This is a genomic window from Ruegeria sp. BB5 (assembly GCF_056539405.1).
Genome location: NZ_JBQFUX010000003.1, coordinates 75811 through 98139, shown reverse-complemented (window position 1 = coordinate 98139; position 22329 = coordinate 75811). Strand labels below are relative to the sequence as shown.

General features: G+C 58.2%; 21 protein-coding genes. 11 read left to right on the top strand and 10 right to left on the bottom strand.

Features of this window, described 5'->3' with window-relative positions; all coding sequences use genetic code 11:
* Positions 1–13: 13 nt before the first annotated feature.
* From ACR0DL_RS10310 to ACR0DL_RS10300, 3 genes are all read left to right on the top strand, one after another.
* Positions 14–982, top strand: a complete 969-nt coding sequence (locus tag ACR0DL_RS10310; RefSeq protein WP_170349966.1) for an ABC transporter substrate-binding protein — start codon at positions 14–16, stop codon at positions 980–982.
* Between the two features lie 63 nt (positions 983–1045).
* Positions 1046–2095, top strand: a complete 1050-nt coding sequence (locus ACR0DL_RS10305; protein ID WP_170349965.1) for a quaternary amine ABC transporter ATP-binding protein — start codon at positions 1046–1048, stop codon at positions 2093–2095.
* 10 nt (positions 2096–2105) lie between these two features.
* The gene (locus ACR0DL_RS10300; RefSeq protein ID WP_170349964.1) at positions 2106–3623 is read left to right on the top strand and encodes an ABC transporter permease; all 1518 of its coding nucleotides are present in this window, start codon (positions 2106–2108) and stop codon (positions 3621–3623) included.
* A 59-nt stretch (positions 3624–3682) separates the two neighbouring features.
* Here ACR0DL_RS10300 and ACR0DL_RS10295 read toward each other — a convergent pair whose 3' ends face one another.
* From ACR0DL_RS10295 to ACR0DL_RS10275, 5 genes are all read right to left on the bottom strand, one after another.
* Positions 3683–4189, bottom strand: coding sequence for a hypothetical protein (locus ACR0DL_RS10295; protein WP_226689430.1), 507 nt, complete (start codon positions 4187–4189; stop codon positions 3683–3685).
* Positions 4190–4351: 162 nt separating this feature from the next.
* Positions 4352–4915 (bottom strand): TetR/AcrR family transcriptional regulator, encoded by a 564-nt coding sequence (locus ACR0DL_RS10290; RefSeq protein WP_480688962.1) that lies wholly within the window; start codon positions 4913–4915, stop codon positions 4352–4354.
* A 116-nt stretch (positions 4916–5031) separates the two neighbouring features.
* Entirely contained in the window at positions 5032–5700 is a 669-nt protein-coding gene (locus ACR0DL_RS10285; RefSeq protein ID WP_170376984.1) for a cupin domain-containing protein, read from the bottom strand.
* Positions 5701–5738: 38 nt separating this feature from the next.
* Positions 5739–6359, bottom strand: coding sequence for a glutathione S-transferase family protein (locus tag ACR0DL_RS10280; RefSeq protein WP_170552037.1), 621 nt, complete (start codon positions 6357–6359; stop codon positions 5739–5741).
* A 120-nt stretch (positions 6360–6479) separates the two neighbouring features.
* Positions 6480–7367, bottom strand: a complete 888-nt coding sequence (locus tag ACR0DL_RS10275; RefSeq protein WP_480688960.1) for a LysR family transcriptional regulator — start codon at positions 7365–7367, stop codon at positions 6480–6482.
* A 126-nt stretch (positions 7368–7493) separates the two neighbouring features.
* On the opposite strand from ACR0DL_RS10275, the gene ACR0DL_RS10270 reads away from it, so the two are divergent.
* The 5 genes from ACR0DL_RS10270 to trhA all read left to right on the top strand — a co-directional run bounded on the left by ACR0DL_RS10270 (position 7494) and on the right by trhA (position 14523).
* Positions 7494–8117 carry a glutathione S-transferase family protein gene (locus ACR0DL_RS10270; protein ID WP_480688958.1) on the top strand — a complete coding sequence of 208 codons (624 nt, stop codon included), beginning with the start codon at positions 7494–7496 and terminating at the stop codon, positions 8115–8117.
* Positions 8118–8181: 64 nt separating this feature from the next.
* The gene (locus ACR0DL_RS10265; protein WP_480688956.1) at positions 8182–10239 is read left to right on the top strand and encodes an FAD-binding oxidoreductase; all 2058 of its coding nucleotides are present in this window, start codon (positions 8182–8184) and stop codon (positions 10237–10239) included.
* A 79-nt stretch (positions 10240–10318) separates the two neighbouring features.
* Positions 10319–11398 (top strand): PLP-dependent cysteine synthase family protein, encoded by a 1080-nt coding sequence (locus ACR0DL_RS10260; RefSeq protein ID WP_480688954.1) that lies wholly within the window; start codon positions 10319–10321, stop codon positions 11396–11398.
* Between the two features lie 70 nt (positions 11399–11468).
* Positions 11469–13817, top strand: a complete 2349-nt coding sequence (locus ACR0DL_RS10255; RefSeq protein ID WP_480688952.1) for a fatty acid cis/trans isomerase — start codon at positions 11469–11471, stop codon at positions 13815–13817.
* Positions 13818–13854: 37 nt separating this feature from the next.
* On the top strand, positions 13855–14523 hold the full coding sequence (gene trhA / locus ACR0DL_RS10250) for a PAQR family membrane homeostasis protein TrhA (RefSeq protein ID WP_170349956.1): 669 nt from the start codon (positions 13855–13857) through the stop codon (positions 14521–14523).
* A 12-nt stretch (positions 14524–14535) separates the two neighbouring features.
* On the opposite strand, the gene tolA is transcribed toward trhA, so the two are convergent.
* Genes tolA through ACR0DL_RS10225 form a run of 5 tightly spaced genes read right to left on the bottom strand, consistent with a single transcriptional unit; the run spans position 14536 to position 19061 of the window.
* Positions 14536–15354 carry a cell envelope integrity protein TolA gene (tolA, locus tag ACR0DL_RS10245; RefSeq protein WP_480688950.1) on the bottom strand — a complete coding sequence of 273 codons (819 nt, stop codon included), beginning with the start codon at positions 15352–15354 and terminating at the stop codon, positions 14536–14538.
* Positions 15351–15734: an ExbD/TolR family protein gene (locus tag ACR0DL_RS10240; RefSeq protein WP_480688948.1), complete on the bottom strand. Its 384-nt coding sequence runs from the start codon at positions 15732–15734 to the stop codon at positions 15351–15353. Before ACR0DL_RS10240 ends, tolA begins: the two co-directional genes overlap by 4 nt.
* A 4-nt stretch (positions 15735–15738) precedes the next feature.
* The gene (locus tag ACR0DL_RS10235; RefSeq protein WP_170349953.1) at positions 15739–16110 is read right to left on the bottom strand and encodes an ExbD/TolR family protein; all 372 of its coding nucleotides are present in this window, start codon (positions 16108–16110) and stop codon (positions 15739–15741) included.
* Between the two features lie 4 nt (positions 16111–16114).
* Positions 16115–16948, bottom strand: a complete 834-nt coding sequence (locus ACR0DL_RS10230; RefSeq protein WP_170349952.1) for a MotA/TolQ/ExbB proton channel family protein — start codon at positions 16946–16948, stop codon at positions 16115–16117.
* Positions 16949–17006: 58 nt separating this feature from the next.
* On the bottom strand, positions 17007–19061 hold the full coding sequence (locus ACR0DL_RS10225; RefSeq protein ID WP_170349951.1) for a TonB-dependent receptor: 2055 nt from the start codon (positions 19059–19061) through the stop codon (positions 17007–17009).
* Between the two features lie 316 nt (positions 19062–19377).
* Here ACR0DL_RS10225 and ACR0DL_RS10220 point away from each other — a divergent pair, with 316 nt between their 5' ends.
* From ACR0DL_RS10220 to ACR0DL_RS10210, 3 genes are read left to right on the top strand one after another with little or no spacing between them, the layout of a single operon-like run.
* Positions 19378–20424 carry a hemin-degrading factor gene (locus ACR0DL_RS10220; RefSeq protein WP_170377008.1) on the top strand — a complete coding sequence of 349 codons (1047 nt, stop codon included), beginning with the start codon at positions 19378–19380 and terminating at the stop codon, positions 20422–20424.
* Positions 20421–21272 (top strand): heme/hemin ABC transporter substrate-binding protein, encoded by an 852-nt coding sequence (locus ACR0DL_RS10215; protein WP_480688946.1) that lies wholly within the window; start codon positions 20421–20423, stop codon positions 21270–21272. The genes ACR0DL_RS10220 and ACR0DL_RS10215 overlap by 4 nt, the downstream gene beginning before the upstream one ends.
* Positions 21265–22329, top strand: a complete 1065-nt coding sequence (locus ACR0DL_RS10210; RefSeq protein WP_480688944.1) for a FecCD family ABC transporter permease — start codon at positions 21265–21267, stop codon at positions 22327–22329. The genes ACR0DL_RS10215 and ACR0DL_RS10210 overlap by 8 nt, the downstream gene beginning before the upstream one ends.

Genomic DNA, 22329 nt, shown 5'->3' with positions numbered 1-22329 from the left:
CGGGAGAAGACATATGAGGAAACTAACATTCACGGCAACCTTGACCATGATCTTGGGCGCAACAACGGCAATGGCGCAGGAGAAGGTCATGGTGGGTGAACCCAGCTGGCCCGGTGCCAAAATCATGAGCCGGGTAATCGGTCAGGTCATCGAAACCCGTTTGGGCGGCGAAGTCGGTTATGCTCCTGGTGCCAACGCGGTGATCTTTGCCGCCATGGATGGCGGGCGCGGCGATATCGACGTACACCCGGACGTCTGGTTGCCGAACCAGTCTTCGTTCACAGATGAGTACGTTGATCAGAAGGGCACGGTTGGACTGTCTTCGGGCAGCTACGAAGGCCGCGCCGGGATTTGCGTGCCGAACTACATGGTCGAAGATCACAACATCAAATCCATCTACGATCTGGCCACCCCAATGGCGCAGGAGCTGTTCGATTCAGACGGTGACGGGCTGGGCGAGGTCTGGGTCGGCGCGTCCGGCTGGGCGTCGACTAACACGTTCAAGGTGCGGGTACGGGACTACGGCATCGAAACCTTCCTGACACCCACCACCGAAGACGAAACCGTGTTTTATTCGCGTCTTAAGGATCAGATCGACCAGCAGAAAGGGGCCGCGTTTTACTGCTATGCGCCGCACTATGTGCATGCCCTCTATGACGTAACCATTCTGGAAGAGCCCGAGCATGACGCGGCCACCTATAAGATGGTGCAGCCGGATCAGGATGCCGACTGGTACAACAAATCCCATGTCAGCACCGGCGAGCCGGTTAAAACCGTGACCGTGGCGCATTCCAAGTCTTTGGAACAGCGCAATCCGGCGGCTGCCTCTTTTCTGGCCAATATCGACATGGACGCAGCCCAGCTTAGCGGATTGACCTACGAGGTCGTGGTCAAGGGCCGCGAGATTGACGAGGTCGTGGCCGAATGGATCGCCGGGAATGGTGATACCGTCGATGGTTGGCTTGGTCTGAAAACAAACTAAAGCCGTCGCGCCCCCGGTGTTTCGGGGGCGCCCTGTAACACTCTCAACAGCGGTGGGGTCAGTATGACAGCGGATATCGCAATTGACGCAAAAGGCGTGTGGAAAGTATTCGGCGCGCGTTCGCAGGAGGCTTTGAAAGCCATCCACAGCGAAGGGCTGAGCAAGGCCGAAGTGCTGGACCGCTTCAACTGCGTTGTTGGCGTGGCCGATGCCAGTTTCGAAATTGAGCGTGGGGAGCTGTTCTGTGTCATGGGCCTGTCTGGTTCCGGCAAATCGACCCTCGTGCGCCATGTAAACCGACTGCTCGAGCCAACGGACGGTCATATCTATCTGGATGGCGATGACGTGATGGGCCTGAATGACGAAGGATTGCGCGATTTACGCAACCGGCGTGTTGCCATGGTGTTCCAAAACTTCGGCCTGATGCCGCACCGCACCGTGCGTGACAACGTGGCGATGCCGTTAGAAATACGTGGCACCGGCAAAGCCCGCCGCTGGGAAGAGGCGGACCGGGTGTTGGAGCTGGTCGAACTGAACGGATGGGAAGACAAATACGCCCATGAGCTTTCGGGTGGCATGCAGCAGCGCGTGGGCCTTGCCCGCGCCATTGCAGCCGATCCGGAAATCCTGTTGATGGATGAGCCATTCTCGGCCCTCGATCCGCTGATCCGCAAGCAGTTGCAAGATCAGTTCATGGACCTCAGCCACAAGCTGAATAAAACGACGATGTTTATCACCCACGATCTGGACGAGGCCATTCGCATCGGCCACCGCATCGCGATTATGAAAGACGGGCGTATCGTGCAGATTGGTACGCCGGAAGAGATTATCCTCAACCCCGCCGACGACTATGTTGCCGATTTCGTTGCCGGTATATCCAAGCTCAACATGATCTTCGCCCATTCGGTGATGAAACCGGTGGACGAATTCGAGGCCCATCATGGCGAGGTGCCGGAGGATGCAAAGGAAGCGCATCCCGAGATGGATTTGTCCGATCTGATGAACCTTTGCGTCGACGGCCACGGTGTCGTCGCGGTCACCCAGGATGGCAACACGGTCGGGGTGATCAACCGCGCGGGTCTGATCCGCGCCATTCAGGACAGCCAGGCATAAGGGGACCGATATGAAACATGTTGATGTGCAACAGATCCAACCGGAAACCGCTGATCGGCTGAACGGGCTGATCGCCGATTTCGTGGGGCAGGGGCAGGAATACTACCAAAAAACCTTTGCCTATATGATGCAGGCGCCCGGTTATCGGTTCACGCTGAACAAGGCCGCAGCGATCCTGGGGCCGATCTGGTTTGGTGCGCGTGGGTTGTGGTCGTGGTTTCTGGGCTTTCTGGTGCTGGAAACACTGGCCTATATCCAGATCGGGCTGGGGCTGTTCGGTGACCTTGGTCGCGAGTTCCGTGAACGCGCAGCCCAGATCGAACAGACGCTGGAACTGCGCCGCCAACAGATTGCCGCTGCCGAACAATCTGGCTCCGCCACGTTGGAGTCGTTGAAACGTGCGGCGGAATCGCTTGAGGGCGCGTTGGTCGGGGCCCAAGAGGCCGCGCGCAGTGCGGATTCCACCGGTGTCGCTTATCTGATGGTTGGAATTGTGCTGTTGCTGGCGGTCAAGTTTCTGGCAGCGTCGCTGGCCAACTGGACGCTTGAGGGTCAGTTTGCGCGCTGGCGCTCGGACACAAGTGTCGCAAATGGCTGGTCGACCCCTCGGATGGTTGTGGCCGCGGCATTGACGGGCATTGTCGTTGTGCTGTCGATGATCAAATTTGCGCAGCCTGACGCTTTGGCGGTGCTGAAGACCTTCCCGACCAATCGCGACTGGCGGCTGAATGTGGGCGACGGGGTGCAGGCGGTTTTTGAATGGACCAAGACTGCCGGGCGCGGCTTCTTTGACGGCCTGACCTATGGCATGCGCACCCTGCTGGACTGGATTGAGGTGGTGCTTGTTGATACGCCCTGGCCGGTGGTGGCTCTGGTGATCATCATGCTGGCCTACCTGTCCGCCGGTGCGCGCGTGGCAATCTTTACCGGCGCGGCGCTGGCCTATCTTGGGCTTTTGGATTTCTGGGAAAAGGCGATGACCACGATTGCCTTGCTGGGTGCAGCGGCGTTGATTTCGATCACGCTGGGCATCCCGCTGGGTATTTATTGCGCCCGCCGCCCACGTGCCTTTGCCATCGTGCGGCCCATTCTGGATTTCATGCAGTCGATGCCATCCTTTGTCTACCTGATTCCCGTGGTGGCTTTCATCGGGTCAGGCAAACCAGCAGGCGTCGTGGCCACGATGATTTTCGGTAGTCCCCCGGTGATCCGCTTCACCGTTCTGGGTTTGCAGCAGGTGCCGGAAACGGTGCGCGAGGCTGCGCTCGCTTTTGGGGCCACGCCGCGTTACCTGCTGTGGCGAGTGGATCTGCCGCTGGCTCATAAGACCATCATGGCAGGCGTCAATCAGACCATTCTGATGTCGCTGGCTATGGTGGTTGTTGCCTCACTGATTGGCGCCAAGGGTCTGGGTGAGGACGTGCTGGAAGCGTTACAGTATGCGGCGGCAGGTCAGGGTATTCTGGCCGGTCTGGCGATCCTGTTCTGTGCGCTGATCCTGGATCGGATCGTGGCCGGTAAGAAGTAGAGATCTACCGCGATCCAAAGCTGTCTGGCCGGGGGCTGCCCCCGGCCAACGCATCCCGGTTACGACCAGCGTTCGATCAGGCGAATGGCCCAGACCAGCACGATGCCATAGATCACATGCCCGACTAGCGCGACCCATGTGATACCGGTGAAATTCAAGAAGAACGGCAAACCGGCGATGGTCGTGATGCCACCGATGGCAAATACCCAAAGCCCAAAACCGTAGACTGCTGATCCCACAAATATGTGGCGGCCTTTGAACAGCGTCGCCCAAACCGGGTTGAAGACGTAGAGCCAGCCAATCGGATAGCCGATCAGGCCAACCAGATAGAAGTGAACGAAATACCCGGCAAAATCGCCATTGGGCAGGCCCAGTGTTCCGAGCAGGCTGCGCGCAAGCCCGTGCGGAGACAAATTGGCAAACCCCAATGACGGGCTGATCAGCTGCCCCCACAGGTCAAACGCATTGGACGCGAAGAAACCTGAAATGAACATCATACCCAAAAGCGGGATGTTGAATCGTGGGAACAGACCCGTCGAAGAATGCGCAGTTTCTGACATCGCCATGGGATGACCTTTCATGCCGGTTGCGTTGCTTTGTGCCTTTAAAATTGTGAAACGGCGGCTGAATTCAACGAATTGAAAGAGCTTTCACGCACAGGTGACAAAGTTAAGAATTTTGAAACAAACCTGTGGGGATGGCCAGCTATCTGCGGCGTGCGGCTCGCCTCAGCAGCGGGATTTCAAAACGTCCACGACCGCATCAAAGGCCTGTACATCTTGTTCGGCGCGGGCGGTCAAAAGCGCCCCTTCCAACACGGCCAAGGTGGCGCGGGCCTCGGCCGCTGGATTTGTCACGCCTGTGATTGACTTGTCTTGCAGGCCCAGTTCAAAGATCTCTTCGATCTGCTTGATCACCATGGCGCGGAAGGCTTTGATCTTTTCAATCACCTCGTCTGACAGGCTTTCAAGGCTGCTGATCAGCGAAACGCACAGGCACAGGGTTTTGCCATCGTTGAGTGCATTTCGGTACAGCCCGCTCAAGGCCAGCAATCGTTGCGACGCGGTGTCATGGGCGGCCTCGGCTTTGCGGCATTCGGCCTCAAAGGTCGAGTGGTAGCGATCCATCAAAGCAGCCGACAGGGCGGCCTTGGTGGGAAAGTGATAATGGATCGAAGCCTTGCGAATACCCACCGCATCAGCCAGATCGGCATAGCTGAACCCATCGAACCCGCGCGCGCGGGCGGCATGTTCGGCAACATCCAGCAAGGCGGTTTTGGTATCGGTCCCCATCTGTGTTCAATCCCTTTCCGAGCTATTCAAAGGCAGCGGTGTTCCCCCTGCCTTTGACACCCTCAAAGCAGTACCGGCCCGGCCCCTAAAATGCCAGAGGGATCGCGTTTCACGTGCTAGACCGCCGGAGCCTTGGCAAAGGGCAAATGCCCGGTTTTCATCCAGACTTTTGCGCCATGGGAACCCGCGGTGGCTGAAAGGGCCTGGCCTTCGGGCAGGCGCAACCAGCCATCTTTGGTCAGGTCATCACCGCCGGTGGTGATGGACCCGTCAATGACCAAAAGTTCGATGCCGCCAGCGGCGTCAGAGTTGAGAACCGCGCCCGGATCAAGGTGACTGTAGGTGACGATCTCACGGTCATCCTTGTGCAGCGTGGCGGTTGACACGCCATTTACCGGGGCGGCCAGTTCATCCGCCATGGTCTTGCGGAACTGGGTGCGGTCGTCCAGATCGAACTGCCATAGCTTGACGAAGATGGTGCAACCGGGTTCCGATCCGGGCGTATGCGCCGAGGTTGGAGGATTGCGCACATAGGTTCCTGCGGGGAAGTCACCGTGTTCGTCCTGAAATACACCATCGAGTACGATGAACTCTTCACCGCCAGTGTGAGTATGAGCCGAAAACTTGCTGCCCGGTGCGTACCGCACGATGGTGGTGGCGCGGGCAACTTCGCCGCCGATCCGGTCCAGCATGCGCCGGTCCACGCCCTTCATGGGCGAGGCCTGCCACTCAAGCTGATCAGAGTGAACGACGACGCGGGATGAGAAATCCGAGTTGAGTTCCATTGATAGTATTCCTTTCGACTTCAGTGGCAGGGGCTGGTTCAGGCCGCGATGGACGGGCGCGCCGCCATTTTTGCACGCCATGCATTTAGATGGGTCAGGTTTTCCGGGATGTCGACCTTGGCGAAGTCGGCAAAAGCCAATCCGGCGAAGGCCGTGATGTCTGCCACCGAGAAAGTGTCGCCAGCAAGATATTCATTCTCGGCCAGAACTGAATCCAGATAAGCCATGGTTTGCCCGGCCACCTCTTTCTGTTTCAAGCCCCATTCAGCACATTGATAGGTTTCAAGATCCGGTCCAAGGCCGGGGGTGGCGTGGTGGAAATATGTGCCGACCGCGTTCAGCAGTCCGTTTTCCGCCCGCAGGTTCATCATCGAGATTTGTGCGCGTTCCTTGGCTGTTTCCCCAGTCAGCGATGGGCCGTCGAATGTCGCATCAATGTATTCGGTGATCGCGTTGCACTGCGCGATATGTGTGCCATCGGGCAGCTCCAGGCAGGGAACTGCGGCGTCAGGGTTTTTAGCTTTGAATTCAGGGGTGCGGTGCTCACCGCCCATCACGTCCACCGGAATGAACTCAACTTTGTCAGATGCGCCCTTTTCAGCCAAGGCGATGCGGACGCGGGTTGGGTTTGGAAACCCTTCGATATCATGGATTTTCATAGGTGCGATTCCTTTGGAAGTATTATCAATGAATGCCTACCTATCAGAAGGTAGATAATTTTGCAACCATGATTCAGCCCCCACATCTTGCGGTTAGAAATATTCGAAGGTGTTGGGGCTCTAAGCCCCGCGTAACTGTTTCACCAGAAAGTCGATTAACGCCCGAATCCGAGCGGTCAGGTGGCGGTTTTGCGGATAGGCTGCGTAGAGTCCCAGCGATATTGCCTCTTGTGCTTCAAACAGCAATTGCAGACGACCCGTGTCCAAAAAGGGCTGTGCCGTGTACAAGGGAATCCGGCCAATCCCCAGCCCGTCCGCTGCCATATGCGCCACAGCGCGAGGGGAATTTGTGCGAAAGTTTCCGGATACAGAAACCACGTATTCGCCGTCCGATCCCTTGAAAGCCCAATTGTCGATCATATTGCCGGTGGTCTGTAGTAGACAGTTGTGGGTGGATAAGGCGGCGGGCTCGTGCGGCGTCCCATGTTGCGCCAGATATTCGGGCGACACACAGCAGACAATACGCATGTCCGTCAGCTTGCGCGCCACAAGGTTGGAATCCTTCAGTGCGCCAAAGCGAATGGCAAGGTCATACCCTTCTTCGACCATCGAGGCGTGATGGTCAGACAGGTGCAATTCGATCGTGACTTTCGGATGTTCGGTTTGGAACGGTTTCAGCAGATGTATCAGTTCGGCCGAGCCAAACCCGGTTGGTGCGGTGATCCGTATACGCCCCGCCAATTCGGTCTGGCGTTTCTGGACCAGCCCTTCCAATTCATCAAACTGGTCCAGCAGTGAAAGGCAACGCTCGTAATAGGACCGTCCGGTATCGGTCAGGGTGACGCTGCGGGTGGTGCGGTTGAACAATTGCGCGTTCAGGCGGTCCTCAAGCTGACCGACATATTTGCTGGCCAGCTTGGTGCTGATGCCGATCTGTTTTGCGCCTTCGGTAAACGAAGAATGTGCCGCCACCGCCGCAAAGGTGCGCATGCCTTGGATCGTGTCCATTGTCTACACTGCGTTCATAGTAATTCTCTAAATGCGTATATTATCGCCCCTGATAAAGCAATCTAAGTTTGGCGCGTAGATGCTGACCCTCAGCCGAACCCCTTCAATCAGAGAAAGAGCTTTCAAATGTCCAACGCAATCCGAATTCACAGTTTCCCCTTGTCCGGCCATGCCCATCGTGCCGTCCTGTTTGCCAGCATTGCCGGTATTAATCACGACGTCATCGATGTGGACCTGGCTGGTGGTGAGCAAAAGCGCGAGCCGTTTTTGGCGATGAACCCCGCGGGGCAGGTACCGGTGCTTGAAGATGGTGATGCGGTCATCACCGACAGCAACGCCATTCTGGTTTATCTGGCGCGCAAATATGCACCGTCCTATCTGCCTGCGGACCCAGTGCATGAGGCCGAAGTGCAGAAGTTTCTGACCCTCGCAGCTGGTGAGATCGCCTTTGGCCCCGCCGCTGCGCGTTTGATCAATGTTTTCAATGCACCCTTGAACAAGGACTTTACCCACGCCACCGCGGCAAAGGTTCTTGCCAAGCTGGATGCGCATCTTGAAGGCCGCGAGTGGCTGGTTGGGGATGCCCCAACAATCGCGGATGTCGCCATCTACAGCTACACCGCGCATGCGCCTGAAGGTGACGTTTCGCTGGAACCTTACGCAAACGTGCGCCGCCTTCTGGCCAATGTCGAGGCGCTGGACGGCTTTATCCCGATGCCTCGCACCGCGGTTGGTCTGAACGCGGCCTGATCCACCCCTTGGCCAGCTGCGCATTTGTGGCTGGTCAACCCGCCCCTGACATATGAGGTCTGCCATGAACGCCCCGACCGCATCAGATACATCGCCTTTCCACGCAGGTGAACGGGATATGCAATCCCGCATCGGTAAACGGGAAAAGATGGAGGCAGTTGGCCGGAACTACATCCGCCCCTACATGCCCGATCAGCATCGAGAGTTCTTTGGCAAGCTGCCTTTTCTTGTAGTGGGCAGCGTCGATCCTGATGGTTGGCCCTGGGCGTCGATGATCTCGGGTCGGCCGGGGTTTATCCATTCACCGCATGACCGTCGGCTTGATGTTGACGTCCAGCCTCTGCCAGACGACCCACTGCGAACGGCGCTGAAGCCCGGCGCGCCCATCGGTGTCGTCGGGGTCGAACTTTCCACGCGGCGCCGCAACCGTATGAATGCCACCGTTGGGCGGATCGAAAATGGCGGTTTCTCTCTGGATGTGGTGCAGTCTTTCGGGAATTGTCCGCAGTACATCCAGACCCATGATGTTACCTTTGTCCGAGAGCCGGACGCCAACGTCGCCCGCTTTGTCGATCGGCTGCTTGAGCTGGACCCAAGAGCCCGGGACATGATCGCGACGGCCAATTCGTTTTATGTCGCCAGCCACGCCAACACCCCCGACCATACGGGCGTTGACGTTTCACATCGGGGCGGGCGGTCGGGGTTTGTGCGGGTTGAAGGCAACAGCCTGTTGGTTCCTGATTTTGCAGGCAATAATTTCTTCAACACGCTGGGCAACTTCCTCGTAAATCCGAGGGCGGGCCTAGTATTTCCGGATTATCAGACCGGCGATGTGCTGATGCTGACTGGGACGGTTGAGGTGCTGTCAGAAGACCATCCCGATATCGCGGGCTTCCATGGTGCAAGCCGGGGTTGGTGGTTTCATCTGGATCACGGCCTAAGCCTTCATGACGCGCTGCCTTTCCGAGCTGAATTTCTGGAGTTTTCGCCCAACAGTCTGATGGCGGATGACTGGCAAACTGCCGAGGCCCGGCAAGAAGCTGAAGCACTGCGCCGTCAGTGGCGAACCCTGCGGGTGGCTGCTGTTCAGGATGAAAGCGACGTGATCCGTTCCTTCATCTTCGAGGCCACGGATGACCTGCCTCTGTTGCCGTTTGAAGCAGGTCAGTTTCTGACACTTCGCACTAGCCCCGATAGCACGGCGCCAGTAACGCGGACCTACACGGTTTCCTCGGCGCCCGGCGATGCCGGGTATCGGATTTCCGTCAAGCGCGAACCGGGTGGTGTGATGTCAAACCATTTGCACGAAACACTGTCGGTCGGTGATCTGGTCGAGGTCAAAGCCCCGAAAGGTCAGTTTTTTCTGGATGCGTCTGAAACCCGGCCTGCTGTGCTGTTTGCAGGCGGGGTCGGTATCACGCCGATGATGTCGATGACCCGCCACGTGATGCACGAAGGCGCGCGAACCCGCCACACGCGCAACCTGACCATTTTTCACGCCGCGCAAACCGTGGGACAGCGGGCTTTTCACAGTGACCTGCAACAGGCTGCGGCCGAGGGCGGCGGAAAGATCCGTTATGTCTCGGTTGTCTCACAACCCGAAGAAGGCACCCGCGTGGGGGCGGATTTTGACGCCGAAGGCTACATCACGCCCGAACTGATCCAAGATACGCTGCCTCTGGATGACTACGACTTCTTTCTTTGTGGCCCGGCCCCTTTCATGCAAGCGATCTATGACATGCTGCGCGGTCTCGGCGTGCGGAATGACCGTATTTATGCCGAAGCCTTTGGCCCTGCCGCATTGGCGCGGCGCGTCGACGAGAACGCCGTCGCGTTCCAGCCCGAGCCTGAGGCTGAGGCAGCCAGTGTGGAATTCAAAGCCAGCAATCAAAAGATGCAATGGGCGCAAGGCGATCCGACCTTACTGGAGGTGGCCGAGGCGCAGGGGTTGACACCAACCTTTTCCTGCCGTTCAGGATCATGCGGCAGTTGTCTAACCCGCAAGATTGCCGGTCAAGTTGCCTATCGCACCGAACCATCAGCTGAACATTCAGAAGACGAGGTGCTGATCTGTTGCGCTGTACCCGCCAAGGGGTCGGATACGGTTGTGCTGGATCTCTGAGGTGAAAGGTTTTCGGGACATTGTCGTAAGCGCCGGGTAAACAGGTCTGATGAAACGCGCGACCATGTAAGGAAACCCAATGACTGATGCCAAACTCAGAACCACATCGGGCAATGGCCGGATTTTTGACAGTGTACTCGACACGATCGGAAACACCCCCACGATCCGCATCAACAATCTGGGACCCGAAGCCGTCAACCTGTTCGTTAAATTCGAGGCGTTCAACCCCGCCGGATCGGTCAAGGATCGTCTTGCCGTCAATATCATCGAAGCCGCAGAACGCAGCGGTGCCCTGAAACCTGGCCAGACGGTTGTTGAGGCCACCAGTGGTAATACGGGCATCGGTCTTGCGATGGTCTGCGCGCAAAAGGGTTATCCGCTGGTTGTTACCATGGCCGAAAGCTTTTCGACTGAACGTCGTCGCTTGATGCGTATGCTGGGTGCAAAGGTTGTTCTGACGCCAAAGGTGGAAAAAGGCTTTGGCATGTACCGCAAGGCAGTCGAACTGGCCGAGGAACACGGTTGGTTTCTGGCGCGTCAGTTCGAAACCCGGGCCAATGCCGAGATCCACGCTGCAACAACCGCGCGGGAAATTCTGGGGGATTTCAATGGCGACAGGCTGGACTATTTCGTGACTGGCTATGGCACCGGCGGCACGGTCACCGGAGTGTCGCGGGTTTTGCGCGCTGAAAGTCCTGAGACTAAAATTATCCTGACCGAACCGGCCAACGCGCAGTTGGTGGGCAGCGGCGTCGCGACCGAACGTGGCAAGGATAGCGATCCAGTTTCAAGCCACCCCGCGTTCGAACCGCATGTCATTCAGGGCTGGACGCCGGACTTTATTCCCGCAGTTTTGCAGGAATCCATCGACAACCGCTATTTTGATGAGCTGATCCCGGTGGCTGGTCCGACAGGGGTTGAATGGGCGCAGAAGTTGGCCAGCCAAGAGGGTATCCTAACCGGCATATCCGGTGGCGCGACCTTTGCCGTCGCAATGCAGATTGCTGAACAGGCCGAGCCCGGCGCGTCGGTCCTGTGCATGCTGCCTGACACGGGTGAGCGGTATCTGAGTACACCCCTGTTCGACGGGTTCCCGGTTGAGATGACAGAAGAAGAGACTGCGATCTCACGCTCGACACCCGGATATCACACCAGCTGACGATCAAGCGATTCTTGCCTAATGCCACCTGTAACTGCAATGATATCGGCAAGTTACGGGGGGAGCGCAGATGCGAAAACGTCTATTGCTGCTGAAAGTCGCAATCGCGATGACTGTGGTCAGCATTGGTATTTTTACCCTGGATGCCCGGGCCCAAGGAACGACCAGCCCCGCTGCGCAGGATCAAAGCTTGGCTGATGTGAAATCGATCATGGACCGTCGCTGTGTCGTCTGCCACAGCTGCTATGACGCACCCTGTCAGTTGAAGCTCACCTCGCCCGCAGGCGTTCAGCGCGGGGCAAGCAAACAGGCCGTTTATCATACCGAGCGTTTGACCGATGCCCAGCCCACGCGGCTGGGGATTGATGCGCAAACGGTCCCCGAATGGCGGGCGCTGGGATTTCACACGGTAACCCGTGATCCAAATGATGCCGAAACTCCGGGCCTGCTGGAACGGTATCTTGAGCTGGGGCGACAGAATCCGATGCCGATTAACGCGCCACTTCCGAGCGAGCTTGGTCTGGCGCTTGATCGCCCTCTGGTTTGTTCGACATCCGGAGAATTTGATCAGTTCAGCCGCGATCATGAGCTTGCCGGCATGCCCTATGGCACTGCACCGTTGGCGGATGCCGAATTTCAGGCCCTCATGACCTGGGCGCGCAGCGGCGCAGCGCTGCCATCTGTTGCAACCGAAATTCCCTCAGAGATTCAGGACCAGATCACGCAGTGGGAGGTATTCCTGAATTCAAACGACATGCGCAGCCAGTTGATGAGCCGGTATCTGTACGAACACCTGTTTCTGGCCCGCCTCCATTTTCAGGGCGACGATGCGCGGCGGTTCTTCCAACTTGTCCGCTCGACCACCGCGCCGGGTGACACCATAGACATTATTGCCACGCGGCGGCCATTCGATGATCCGGGGGCGGGTGCGTTCTACTATCGTTTGCAGCAGGTCACCGAAACGATCGTACACAAGGAACATCTGGTCTATTCGATGGGACCAGATCGCATGGCGCGCTATCAACAATTGTTTCTGGATCCCGATTGGACACTCACTGAGCTACCCCCCTATGGTGATGCCGAGGGCGGCAATCCATTCAGCACCTATATGCAGATGCCCGCCAAAAGCCGCTATCAGTTCCTGTTGGATGATGCGCTGTTTTTTGTCCGCAGCTTCATACGCGGCCCTGTCTGTCACGGAGCGACCGCAGTTGATGTGATCGAAGACCGGTTCTGGGTCAGCTTCCTTGACCCGGAAGCGGATTTGTCAGTTACCGACCCCAGCTTTCTGCAAGACGGGGCCATCTATCTGGAGTTGCCCGTGTCAGAGGCCGACGCCAGTGCATTGGGCGCGTTGCCGGGGTTTTCGCACAAGAACCAGGTTCGGTATCTCGAGTTTCGGGACGCACGGTACAAGAAGGCCCCGATATACGAAACCGGGTTTGACTATGGCTCGATCTGGGACGGCGACGGCTCGAACCCCAATGCTCTGATCACCGTGTTCCGTCACTTCGACAACGCCTCGGCCATGACCGGATTTCACGGCGGCATTCCCGAAACCGCGTGGGTTCTGGATTTCCCGGTGTTCGAACGTATCTACTATGACCTTGTCGCGGGCTATGATGTTTTCGGCCGGGTCGAGCATCAACTGACCACGCGGCTTTACATGAACGAGCTGCGGATGGAGAGTGAGGATACGTTTCTGTTTTTCATGCCACGGGATGTCAGGTCGCAGATGCATCAAGGCTGGTATCAGGGCGTGTTGGCCGAATGGCTTACCTATTGGCACCGTCGCCAAGTTGATGGACATTTCCCCACCGGCATCACCTTTGCAACCACCACTCCTAAGCAAGAGTTCCTCTTGACCTTGCTGGAACGTGGCAACGGCCTGTGGCCCACCACCGACCCGATCAACCGATGTGTGGACGGTGATTGCCCCTCGGATCAGTCAGGCATTTTGCTGCGCGATCTGGCGGATCAGATCGGAGATTGGGTGAAATATCTGCCCGACCTGTCCGTTCTTGTGGTCGAGCAAGATGGCGGCGCGGCAGAGTTGTTCACCCTGGCCCATGACAAGGCGCATTCCAACGTCGCCTTTCTGTTTGAAGAAAAGGCGCGCCGAGTCCCGGCCGAGGACAAGGTGACAATTCTTCCGGGTCTGATCGGCAGTTATCCGAACTTTTATTTCCATGTCCGGCAGAACCAGGTGGCCCCCTTCATAACCGCGTTGAAATCCGTCAGATCGCAAAGCGATTACATGGCCCTGGTGGCAGAATACGGCGTGCGCCGGACAAGCCCCGAATTCTGGGCGCTCAGCGATCGGATTTACGAGATGTTCCTGGATCAGAAGCCAATACAGGCAGGGGTGTTTGACCTGAACAGGTACAAAGACCCCAAGGCAGGGGATGATCCGACCTAAACTTGTCGGGTTGCGATCCGGCCCCTAGATTTGAGACATGTGGTCTTTTGCAGATATCCGGCCGGCCTATACCCGGGCCGAACGTATCAGCGATGGGGTTGTACACGTATTGGGCGTGGCCGCGGCCCTTGTTGCCGTGCCAGTTCTGATCACGATCACCGCCCAGCACCGCTCCGAGCCCGAGGCGGTACTGGGAGTTTCGATCTATGGCGTGACGCTGGTGTTGATGCTGACGTTTTCCGCCCTCTACAACATGGTCGACAATGACAGATGGTCCGATCTACTGCGCCGGCTGGATCATTCGGGTATCTACGTCAAGATCGCTGGCACCTACACGCCGTTCGTTTTGCTTTCGGGCGGGCAGGCATGGGGGCTTTTGATTGGCTTATGGTCGTCGGCGACGCTGGGATCAACATTGAAGCTGATCGATCCAAACCGGTTTCGGTGGTTTGGTCTGGGCCTGTATCTGATGATGGGATGGGCCATCATTTGGGCCGGACAATCCATGCTGACCGAGCTGTCGCCGACAATAGTGTGGCTGATGATGGCGGGCGGTGTCGTTTATACCGTCGGCGTTGCATTCTATCTTTCGGAACACCTGCCGTTTCACAACACCATCTGGCACGTGTTTGTCCTGACCGGCAGCGCGCTGTTTTTCATCGCGATTTCGGTTCGAATTCTGTTGGAACCACATCCGTTTTCCTGACGGTGGCGCCGGTTAACGGGGCTCAAACCTGATCGGTACAGAAAAGCGAAAGCTATCGCCCTGTAACCCCTTGGGTGCTTTCGGTACGCGCTTTGTACGGGCCACAGCGCTAAGCGCGGCCTGATCCAGTGCCGAATTGCCCGAGGATTTCAGCAGTTTATGCGACAACAGACGCCCATCGCGCGAAACGGTCAGGGTGATCATGGCGCTGCCACCATCCGTGCGGCGCAACGATTGCTTGTTGCGCTCGATGCGGGCGCGAACTTTTGCACCCCAAAACACCTTGAGCTTTGCTTGCTTTCCAGAGGACCCAGCGTTCACTTCCGCCGATCCCGCCCCGGCCTGCGATCCGTCACCTGAACCTGCGGCAACCTGTTTGTTGACACCTGCGGCGGTTACCTTGGCTTTTCGACCGTCCTGCGCGGGTGTCTTGTCTGGCTGTTGAGATTCACGCTCGGCCCTTTCCGTCGGCGTGGCAACTGGTGGCGGCTGTGCCGTGTCCACCTGCGGCAGCTTCTCCGGTTCTGGCGGGGCAAGTGCGATTGTCATTTGAGCCTTTGGGGCCTGATCGATTTTCAAGGTTGGCCCGGCGGGGACGGCCGGGGTTTGCGGCACTTGCACGGTCGGCGTCTGCCGGGTGGGCGTGATGGGCGCAGCCTCCCACGTTTTGACCATCTCGGCCACCGAGGGGGCGGCAGCTTTTATCGTTGCCAGATCCGCACCACCAACACCGCCCGCAACAACACCAGACTTTGGCTGGCTGGCAAAGGCGGCGAGATGCAAGGCGGCGGCCAGAGCGACAAAAACAAAGGCTTCAACCCAGCGTTTCATTTTCCGGCCACCACAAGCTCGACCCGGTTCAGCCCCGCTTGTGCAAGACCACGCAGCAGCCCGGACACCACTTTGGCCTCAAGCTGCGCATCGGCGCGAACCTGGACGACGCTGTTGGTTTCGCTAATCGTTGCCAAGGCGACCAGCGCCGCGTTTCCTTCCTCCCCTTCGAAGGACATACGGCCAGTTTTGTCGACATAAAGCACCCGCTCGACCTTGGGGTCGGTGTCGGATGTCGATTTTGGCGGGGTAACTTCGAACGGCTCGGGTTTGATTAGGTTCGCCGTCATCAGGAAAAAGATCAGCAGTAGAAACACGACATTGATCATCGGCAGGATGGATGCAGGGTGCGGTTTGCCGGATGGGTCCGAGAAGTTCATCGCGCTATTCCACCAAAACGACCGAAATAAACCCAGCGTCACGCAGGATTTCAGTGACGGTCACGATCCGTTGCAATGTCGCGCCATCCCTGCCGCGCAAGATCACCAAATCCGTGGGGACCTGCATCAGTGGTGCAAGATCACGGGCTATATCCGCGCTGGCGATGCCGTTCAGCAACTCTTGGTCGGGCAGGACGTCAATCAGGCGCGGCGGTCCGCTATATTCGTGGCCCGCAGAGGCCAGCGGCAGCGGCAAGATGGACTCGATGCCGAAGCGGGACGCCAACATGAAGAACACCAAAAGCAGGAACACCACGTCGATCATCGGCGTGAGGTTGGGCTTGCGTCTGGGTTTTGCAATTGGGGCGAATTGCATCAGATCACTCGGCAGCCAGTTTCAGATTGCCCGGCTTGCCTGATACGAAAATACGGGTTGCGCCGTCTTCCAAATCGCGGCGGATGCGGTCGATTACGGCCTCGAACCACGTCAGCGCGGCCGAGGCTGGGATGGCCACGGCCATACCTGCTGCGGTGGTCAGAAGCGCCTCCCAGATGCCGCCAGCCAATAGGGAGGGATCGGCGCGGTTGCCTGACTGTTGCAGCGCCTGAAACGCTGCAATCATGCCCAGAACTGTGCCCAACAGACCCAACAGAGGTGCGATCGTTGCGATCAGCTCTAGTGCTCGAAGGCCGGTACCGGCGTCGGCAATCTCGCGTTTGGCCACGCGCGAAACCTCTTCGCGGGCGCGGTCTTCGGGTAGGGTGCGAATGGACCGGATGGCATGGCTCATCACCTTGGATCGAATTCCCCGGCGGCCATAGAGCGTCGTAGCAGCGGCATCGGGCTCCCCAGTCTCGAACAAATCCACGGCCTGACCGGCCTTGCCTCTCGACCATGCCCCGATCAGGGCCAGCCGCCAAATCTTCCACAGGATCAGGGCAACGGTGACCACAGACAGTGCCGCGATGGCCCAGATCGATGGTCCGCCTTTGCGCAGAAACTCGGCCGCCTGGACCGAGGCATCCTGCGCGGTTTCCACACCTGTGCTGTGCCCAGGCACGGGCTCGTTGGGTTCAGCCGAAACTGGTTGCGCTGGTCCAATCTGGTCGCCTGACACCAGAACCTCTGGCGCTGGGGGTGTCAGGGTGTCTTGCGCGGCGAGGGCAACCGGTACCATCGCAAGGGCCATAAACAGGATCAATCGGGATATCATAAGGTTCTCCTGTGTGCAGGGCCAACCGGGTTACCCCGTGGCCCCGCTGTTCTTCGGGTCAGAAGGTTGCAGTGACGAATAGGTTGATATTGCGTTTTGCAGCCGGGATCTGGTCATTGGCCCGGTAGGACCTGTCGAGGATGTTGTTAAGCTCGAGCGTCAGCAATGCGTTCTCGGTCAAATCCACGCTGCCGCGGAAGTTCAGCGTGGTCCAGCCCGAGGTCGGGTTGGTGCCGGTGGCTGTCCCGCTGTCGACGATATTGCCGTTTTCGTCTCGCAACTTGGCCGCGCTTTCGCCCCGCAGGAACATATCCCAGGTGCCCGTCAAGCTGGCTGTCTGCCAGTCTGAGCGCACACCAAGCGTCCCTGTCCATTCCGGGGTGCCACTGTCTTTGGTGCTGAACCCGTTGGAATAGGTGAACTCTCGGGTCACATTCGACACGATGACATAGGGGCGCACACCGCCCCAGCCGGGATCAACCTCGGCCGCGATTTCAATGCCCCAGCTGTCTGCGCTTTCGACATTGTCATAAATCAGCTCGGCCGGATTGACCGGATCGGCCACGGTGGTGATGTAGTCCTTGGCTTCGGTATAGAAAATGGCCGTATCCAGCACGAAGTTCCCGCGATCCACGCGCGCACCGATTTCATAGTTGGTCGCCGTTTCGGGTTTCAGGTTCGGATTGCCATTGATGACCTGGCCGCCAGCCGACGTGGACAGGTACAGCTCGGACAGGGACGGGAATGTATAACCTTGCGAGATGTTGGCCCGCAGGATGGCGTCATCTGACAGATTGTAGACGGCACCAATCGAGCCCAGCCAGCGGTCATCGCTGTTGCTGGCATCCGGCAGCGGAAACCCGTTGACCGTTCGTTCGTTCAGATCGCTTTCGACGCTATAGTAGCGCGCGCCGACCGTGGCGACGAAATCGCCAAAGGTTGCTTCATGCTGTCCAAAAATACTGGCCGTTCGGATTTCCGCATCCGTGAAAGAGGGCACGCTGATTTGGCTGGGCGGTCCAAAGGGCGGAATGATCGTGATATCAGAGGTCTTGGTGGTCTCTAGCCGGTCATCGTCATATTCAAGCCCGATGACCGATCGGTGACCGGGCGCAAATTCAAAGTTTGCTGTTGCCACGAACCCGCTGGTTGTCTGTTCATCGTCCGATCCCGCGTTGACAATGGTGGTGACCGGCCCGCCGCTGCTGGTGAATTCGCTGTCGAACACGCGGTCGACCTTTTGCGTGTAAGCGCTGAACTTCAGCATCGACATCCAGGGCGTCAGGTCTTCGCCTTCGTAGAACGCGCTGTATTTGCGCAGGTCCCGTTTGGGCAGGTTGATCTTGGCATCCGGGCTGCCGGTGAACACCTCGGTCGAGGCGTCGAAATCCTGTGCGCGCAGGCCGACATAGCTGTTGCCAAAGCGGTATCCGACAAAGCCCAGCACGCCGTGTTCTTCACTGCTGGAGGGCACCAGATCACCGTCGGGTGTTTCGCGGTCGTTCAGGTCCAGTTTCGAATACGACAGACGATAGTCAAAATCGTTGAACGTACCTGCGATGCTGGCAGCGGCGCGATAGCCGTCATTGGACCCGATGTAACCTGCGGTGCCGGAAACCTCGACCGGTTTGTCTGCGCCGCGTTTGGTGATGATGTTCACGACGCCACCGATGGCCCGATTGCCTGAGACAACCGATGAAGGACCACGCACGATCTCGATCCGTTCGATATCGGTGGGTGACACCAGCAGAGGTGTTCCATAACGGTTGTGATCCGACAGGCGCTGACCGTCCAGCAGGATGGCGACGCGCTGCGAATCTTCGCCACGGATACGGATACGATCCAGATCATTCTCGGACACCTGAACGCCCGGCACATCCGACAACAGATTGGCGACTGAGGCCGGGGGGATTTCGCGGATTTCACCGGCATCCACAACGGTGACGGAGGACGGGCTGTCGAAAACCTCGGTTGGAAGCCCGGTGCCGGTGACGATGATGTCATCGAGTTGGATGATGTCGTCTTCTTGTTCTTGCGCCCATAGCGGCGTTGCCGCCAAAACGGCGCTGGTCAGGGCCACGCTTGCGGTAGGCCGCTTTAATGCTGATTTCATTGAAACCCCCAGTATGTGTATCGTGCAGTCAGAGATGCACCCGCCTGAAACAGGCGAAATTCAGATGCTACCTCGCGATGTGCTGGGTGTTTCTACGGGCCTGCGCGCTAGATGCTGCGCGCTGTGGTCCATGTGGGCGGCTCCTTAGCGGATTAGATTTTTCTATACCAGACTATTTTTGTCAGAAAAATGCTGCGTGCCCTTGATGCCACAGGCAGGACCGCTTAGGACAAGGGCAAAGAAAGCTAAAAACAGCGCGCAGCCCGGTCGTCTCGGTCCCAGCCAAATGCGTTTCGATACCATTGTGGAGACGACCATGACCCATCCAAGCCCTTCTGAAATCCGTGCTGCGCGGTTGGAAAACCCCAAGCGGCGCGAGCGTGATCTGGCGGATCAACTCGGCATCACCGAGGCACAGCTGGTGGCCGCGCATGTCGGACACGGAGCCACCCGCATAAGCCCCGACATGGACCGGCTGATGCCCTTAGTGAACCGATTGGGCGAGGTCATGGCACTGACTCGCAACGAAAGCTGCGTGATCGAGAAGGTGGGGATTTACGATGATTACCGTGGCGGCCCCCACGCGGCGCTGATCGCCAATCACGAGATTGATCTGCGCATGTTCCCACGTCACTGGGTTTACGGCTTTGCTGTACACAAAACTCTTGAGGATGGCTCGGAACGCCTGTCCCTTCAGATTTTCGACGCCGCAGGTGATGCGGTTCACAAGGTCTTTTTGCGCGATACCTCTGTGATCGAGGAATGGGATGCCGTGATCGAGGCCCTGAAACTGCCGGACCAGTCAGACACTCTGACAGTTGAATCGCGCGCAGCGGTTGAACCCGCCAAGGTCGAGCCCGAGAAAACCGACCGTCTGCGTGCTGGATGGGATGAAATCACAGATACCCATCAGTTTCTCCAGATGGTTCGCAAGCTCAAGCTGAACAGGTTGGGGGCCTATCGCATGGCCGGGGCGCCATATGTGCGGGCTCTGGTGATATCGGCCGTCGACACAATTCTGCACAGCGCCGCCAAAACAGGCCTGCCGATCATGGTTTTTGTTGGTAATCAGGGGTGCATCGAAATTCACACCGGACCCATCAAGGAGGTCAAGCAGATGGGCCCATGGCTGAATGTGCTGGATCCTGGCTTTAACCTGCACCTACGAACCGATCACATCGCCGAGGTCTGGCAGGCCAGGAAATCCACCAAACGAGGCGATGCGATCTCGGTCGAGGCGTTTGACGCGCAGGGTGCACTGATATTGCAAATCTTTGGCGTGCTGGCCGAGCCTGCCTCAGCTGCAATCTGGAACGACCTTGTTGCGTCGCTTGAGGGCCGCCCAGAGGAGGTTCCGGCATGACTCGGGTGCGCGCAAAACTGAAACTTGCCGGATTGTTGCTGTTGGTATCTGCATTTGGTCTGCATGCCGACCCGGCGCAACGCATTGTCTCGGCCGGGGGATCGATCACCGAGATCATTTATGCGCTGGGACAAGAACACCGGTTGGTGGCACGCGACAGCACGTCGAACCATCCGCCGCAGGTCGCCGCATTGCCAAACATAGGCTACGTGCGCCGCTTGTCCGCCGAGGGGTTGCTGTCGGTCAGCCCCGATCTGATCTTGGCAGAAGAGGGCGCAGGCCCGCCGGAAACGTTGGAGGTTCTGGCCGAAACTCATATCCCTTTTGTCAGTATACCGATGGGCCATGATCGCGCGGCGGTTGTCGCCAAGATCAAGGCCGTTGCCAAGGCGCTGGATGTTCCTGACGAGGGCGAAGCACTGGCGCAACGCGTTGGCGGCGCAATCGATGCCGCCACTGCGCACAGTGAATTGGCCGATCAGCGTGTTCTGTTTGTACTGGCAATGCAGGGTGGGCGCGTGCTGGCCGCAGGGCAGGATACAGCAGCGCAGGGTATTATCGAACTGGCCGGGGCCACAAATGCTGTTGAGGGGTTTCAGGGCTATAAACCATTGGGGGATGAGGCGATCATTACAGCAGCCCCCGATGTCATCTTGCTGATGGAGAGCGGTCGACAGATTTCCCTGACAGATGAAGAGGTTTTCAAACACCCTGCGATTGCGGCCACACCGGCAGGTCAGAATGCTAAATTGTTGCGGATGGATGGCATGTTGTTGTTGGGTTTTTCGGTGCGCACCGGGCAGGCCATCTCTGATCTTGCAGCTGGATTGCGCGGCGCCAATGGCTGACCAAACCGCTGACGGGATGACAATCGACGGCGACCGGAGCGTAACCGCGCGTCGGCTCAGCTGGGTTTTGATCCTTGTATTGAGTGTGGTGGTGCTGACCGGGCTTGCAACGGGGTCGGCGGGCACGTCGTTGTGGCAGGCATTGATTGATATGGCACAGGGCCAAGACCTGTCCTTACGGGACCGGGTGGTTTTGCTGGATATCCGCGCGCCCCGTGTGATCATGGGTTGTCTTGTTGGGGCGGCGCTGGCTGTGTCTGGGGCGGTGCTGCAGGGCTTATTCCGCAACCCGCTGGCCGATCCGGGCATAGTTGGCGTCAGCGCCGGGGCCAGCTTGGGGGCGGTCGGTGCGATTGTTCTGGGCGGGACTTTGACCGTTGCCGCCGGGCTGGCAACATGGCTTGTTCCCATTGCAGCGTTTCTTGGCGCCTGGATCACCACAATGCTGCTCTACCAGGTCGCGACGCGGCGTGGACGAACCTCTGTTGCAACGATGCTGCTGGCCGGGATTGCGCTGACCGCGCTGGCGATGGCATTGACGGGCATCCTTGTCTATATGGCCGATGACGCGCAGTTGAGGGATTTCACCTTTTGGTCCATGGGCTCTCTGGCGGGCAGTAGTTGGGGCAAGATCATGGTTGCGGCCCCGTTGATCCTGATCCCCCTAATGCTGTCGCCATTTCTGGCGCTGGGTCTGAACGGTCTGGCCCTGGGCGAAGCCGCAGCCGGGCATATCGGCATCCGCGTGCAACATCTGAAAACCTGCTCCATTCTGGTCGTCGCCGCATCGACCGGGGCAGCTGTGGCCGTCAGTGGTGGGATAGGGTTTGTGGGTATCGTGGTGCCACATCTGCTGCGACTGGCCTCGGGGCCCGATCACAAATACCTGCTGGTCAATTCGGCCCTTCTGGGTGCGGCGCTTCTGGTGCTGGCCGACCTGATCAGCCGAATGATCATCGCGCCGTCTGAGCTGCCCATTGGGATTGTCACCGCAGTCATCGGCGCGCCGTTCTTTCTGTGGATTTTGTTGAGGCAACGCGGAATTGTGGACCTTTAG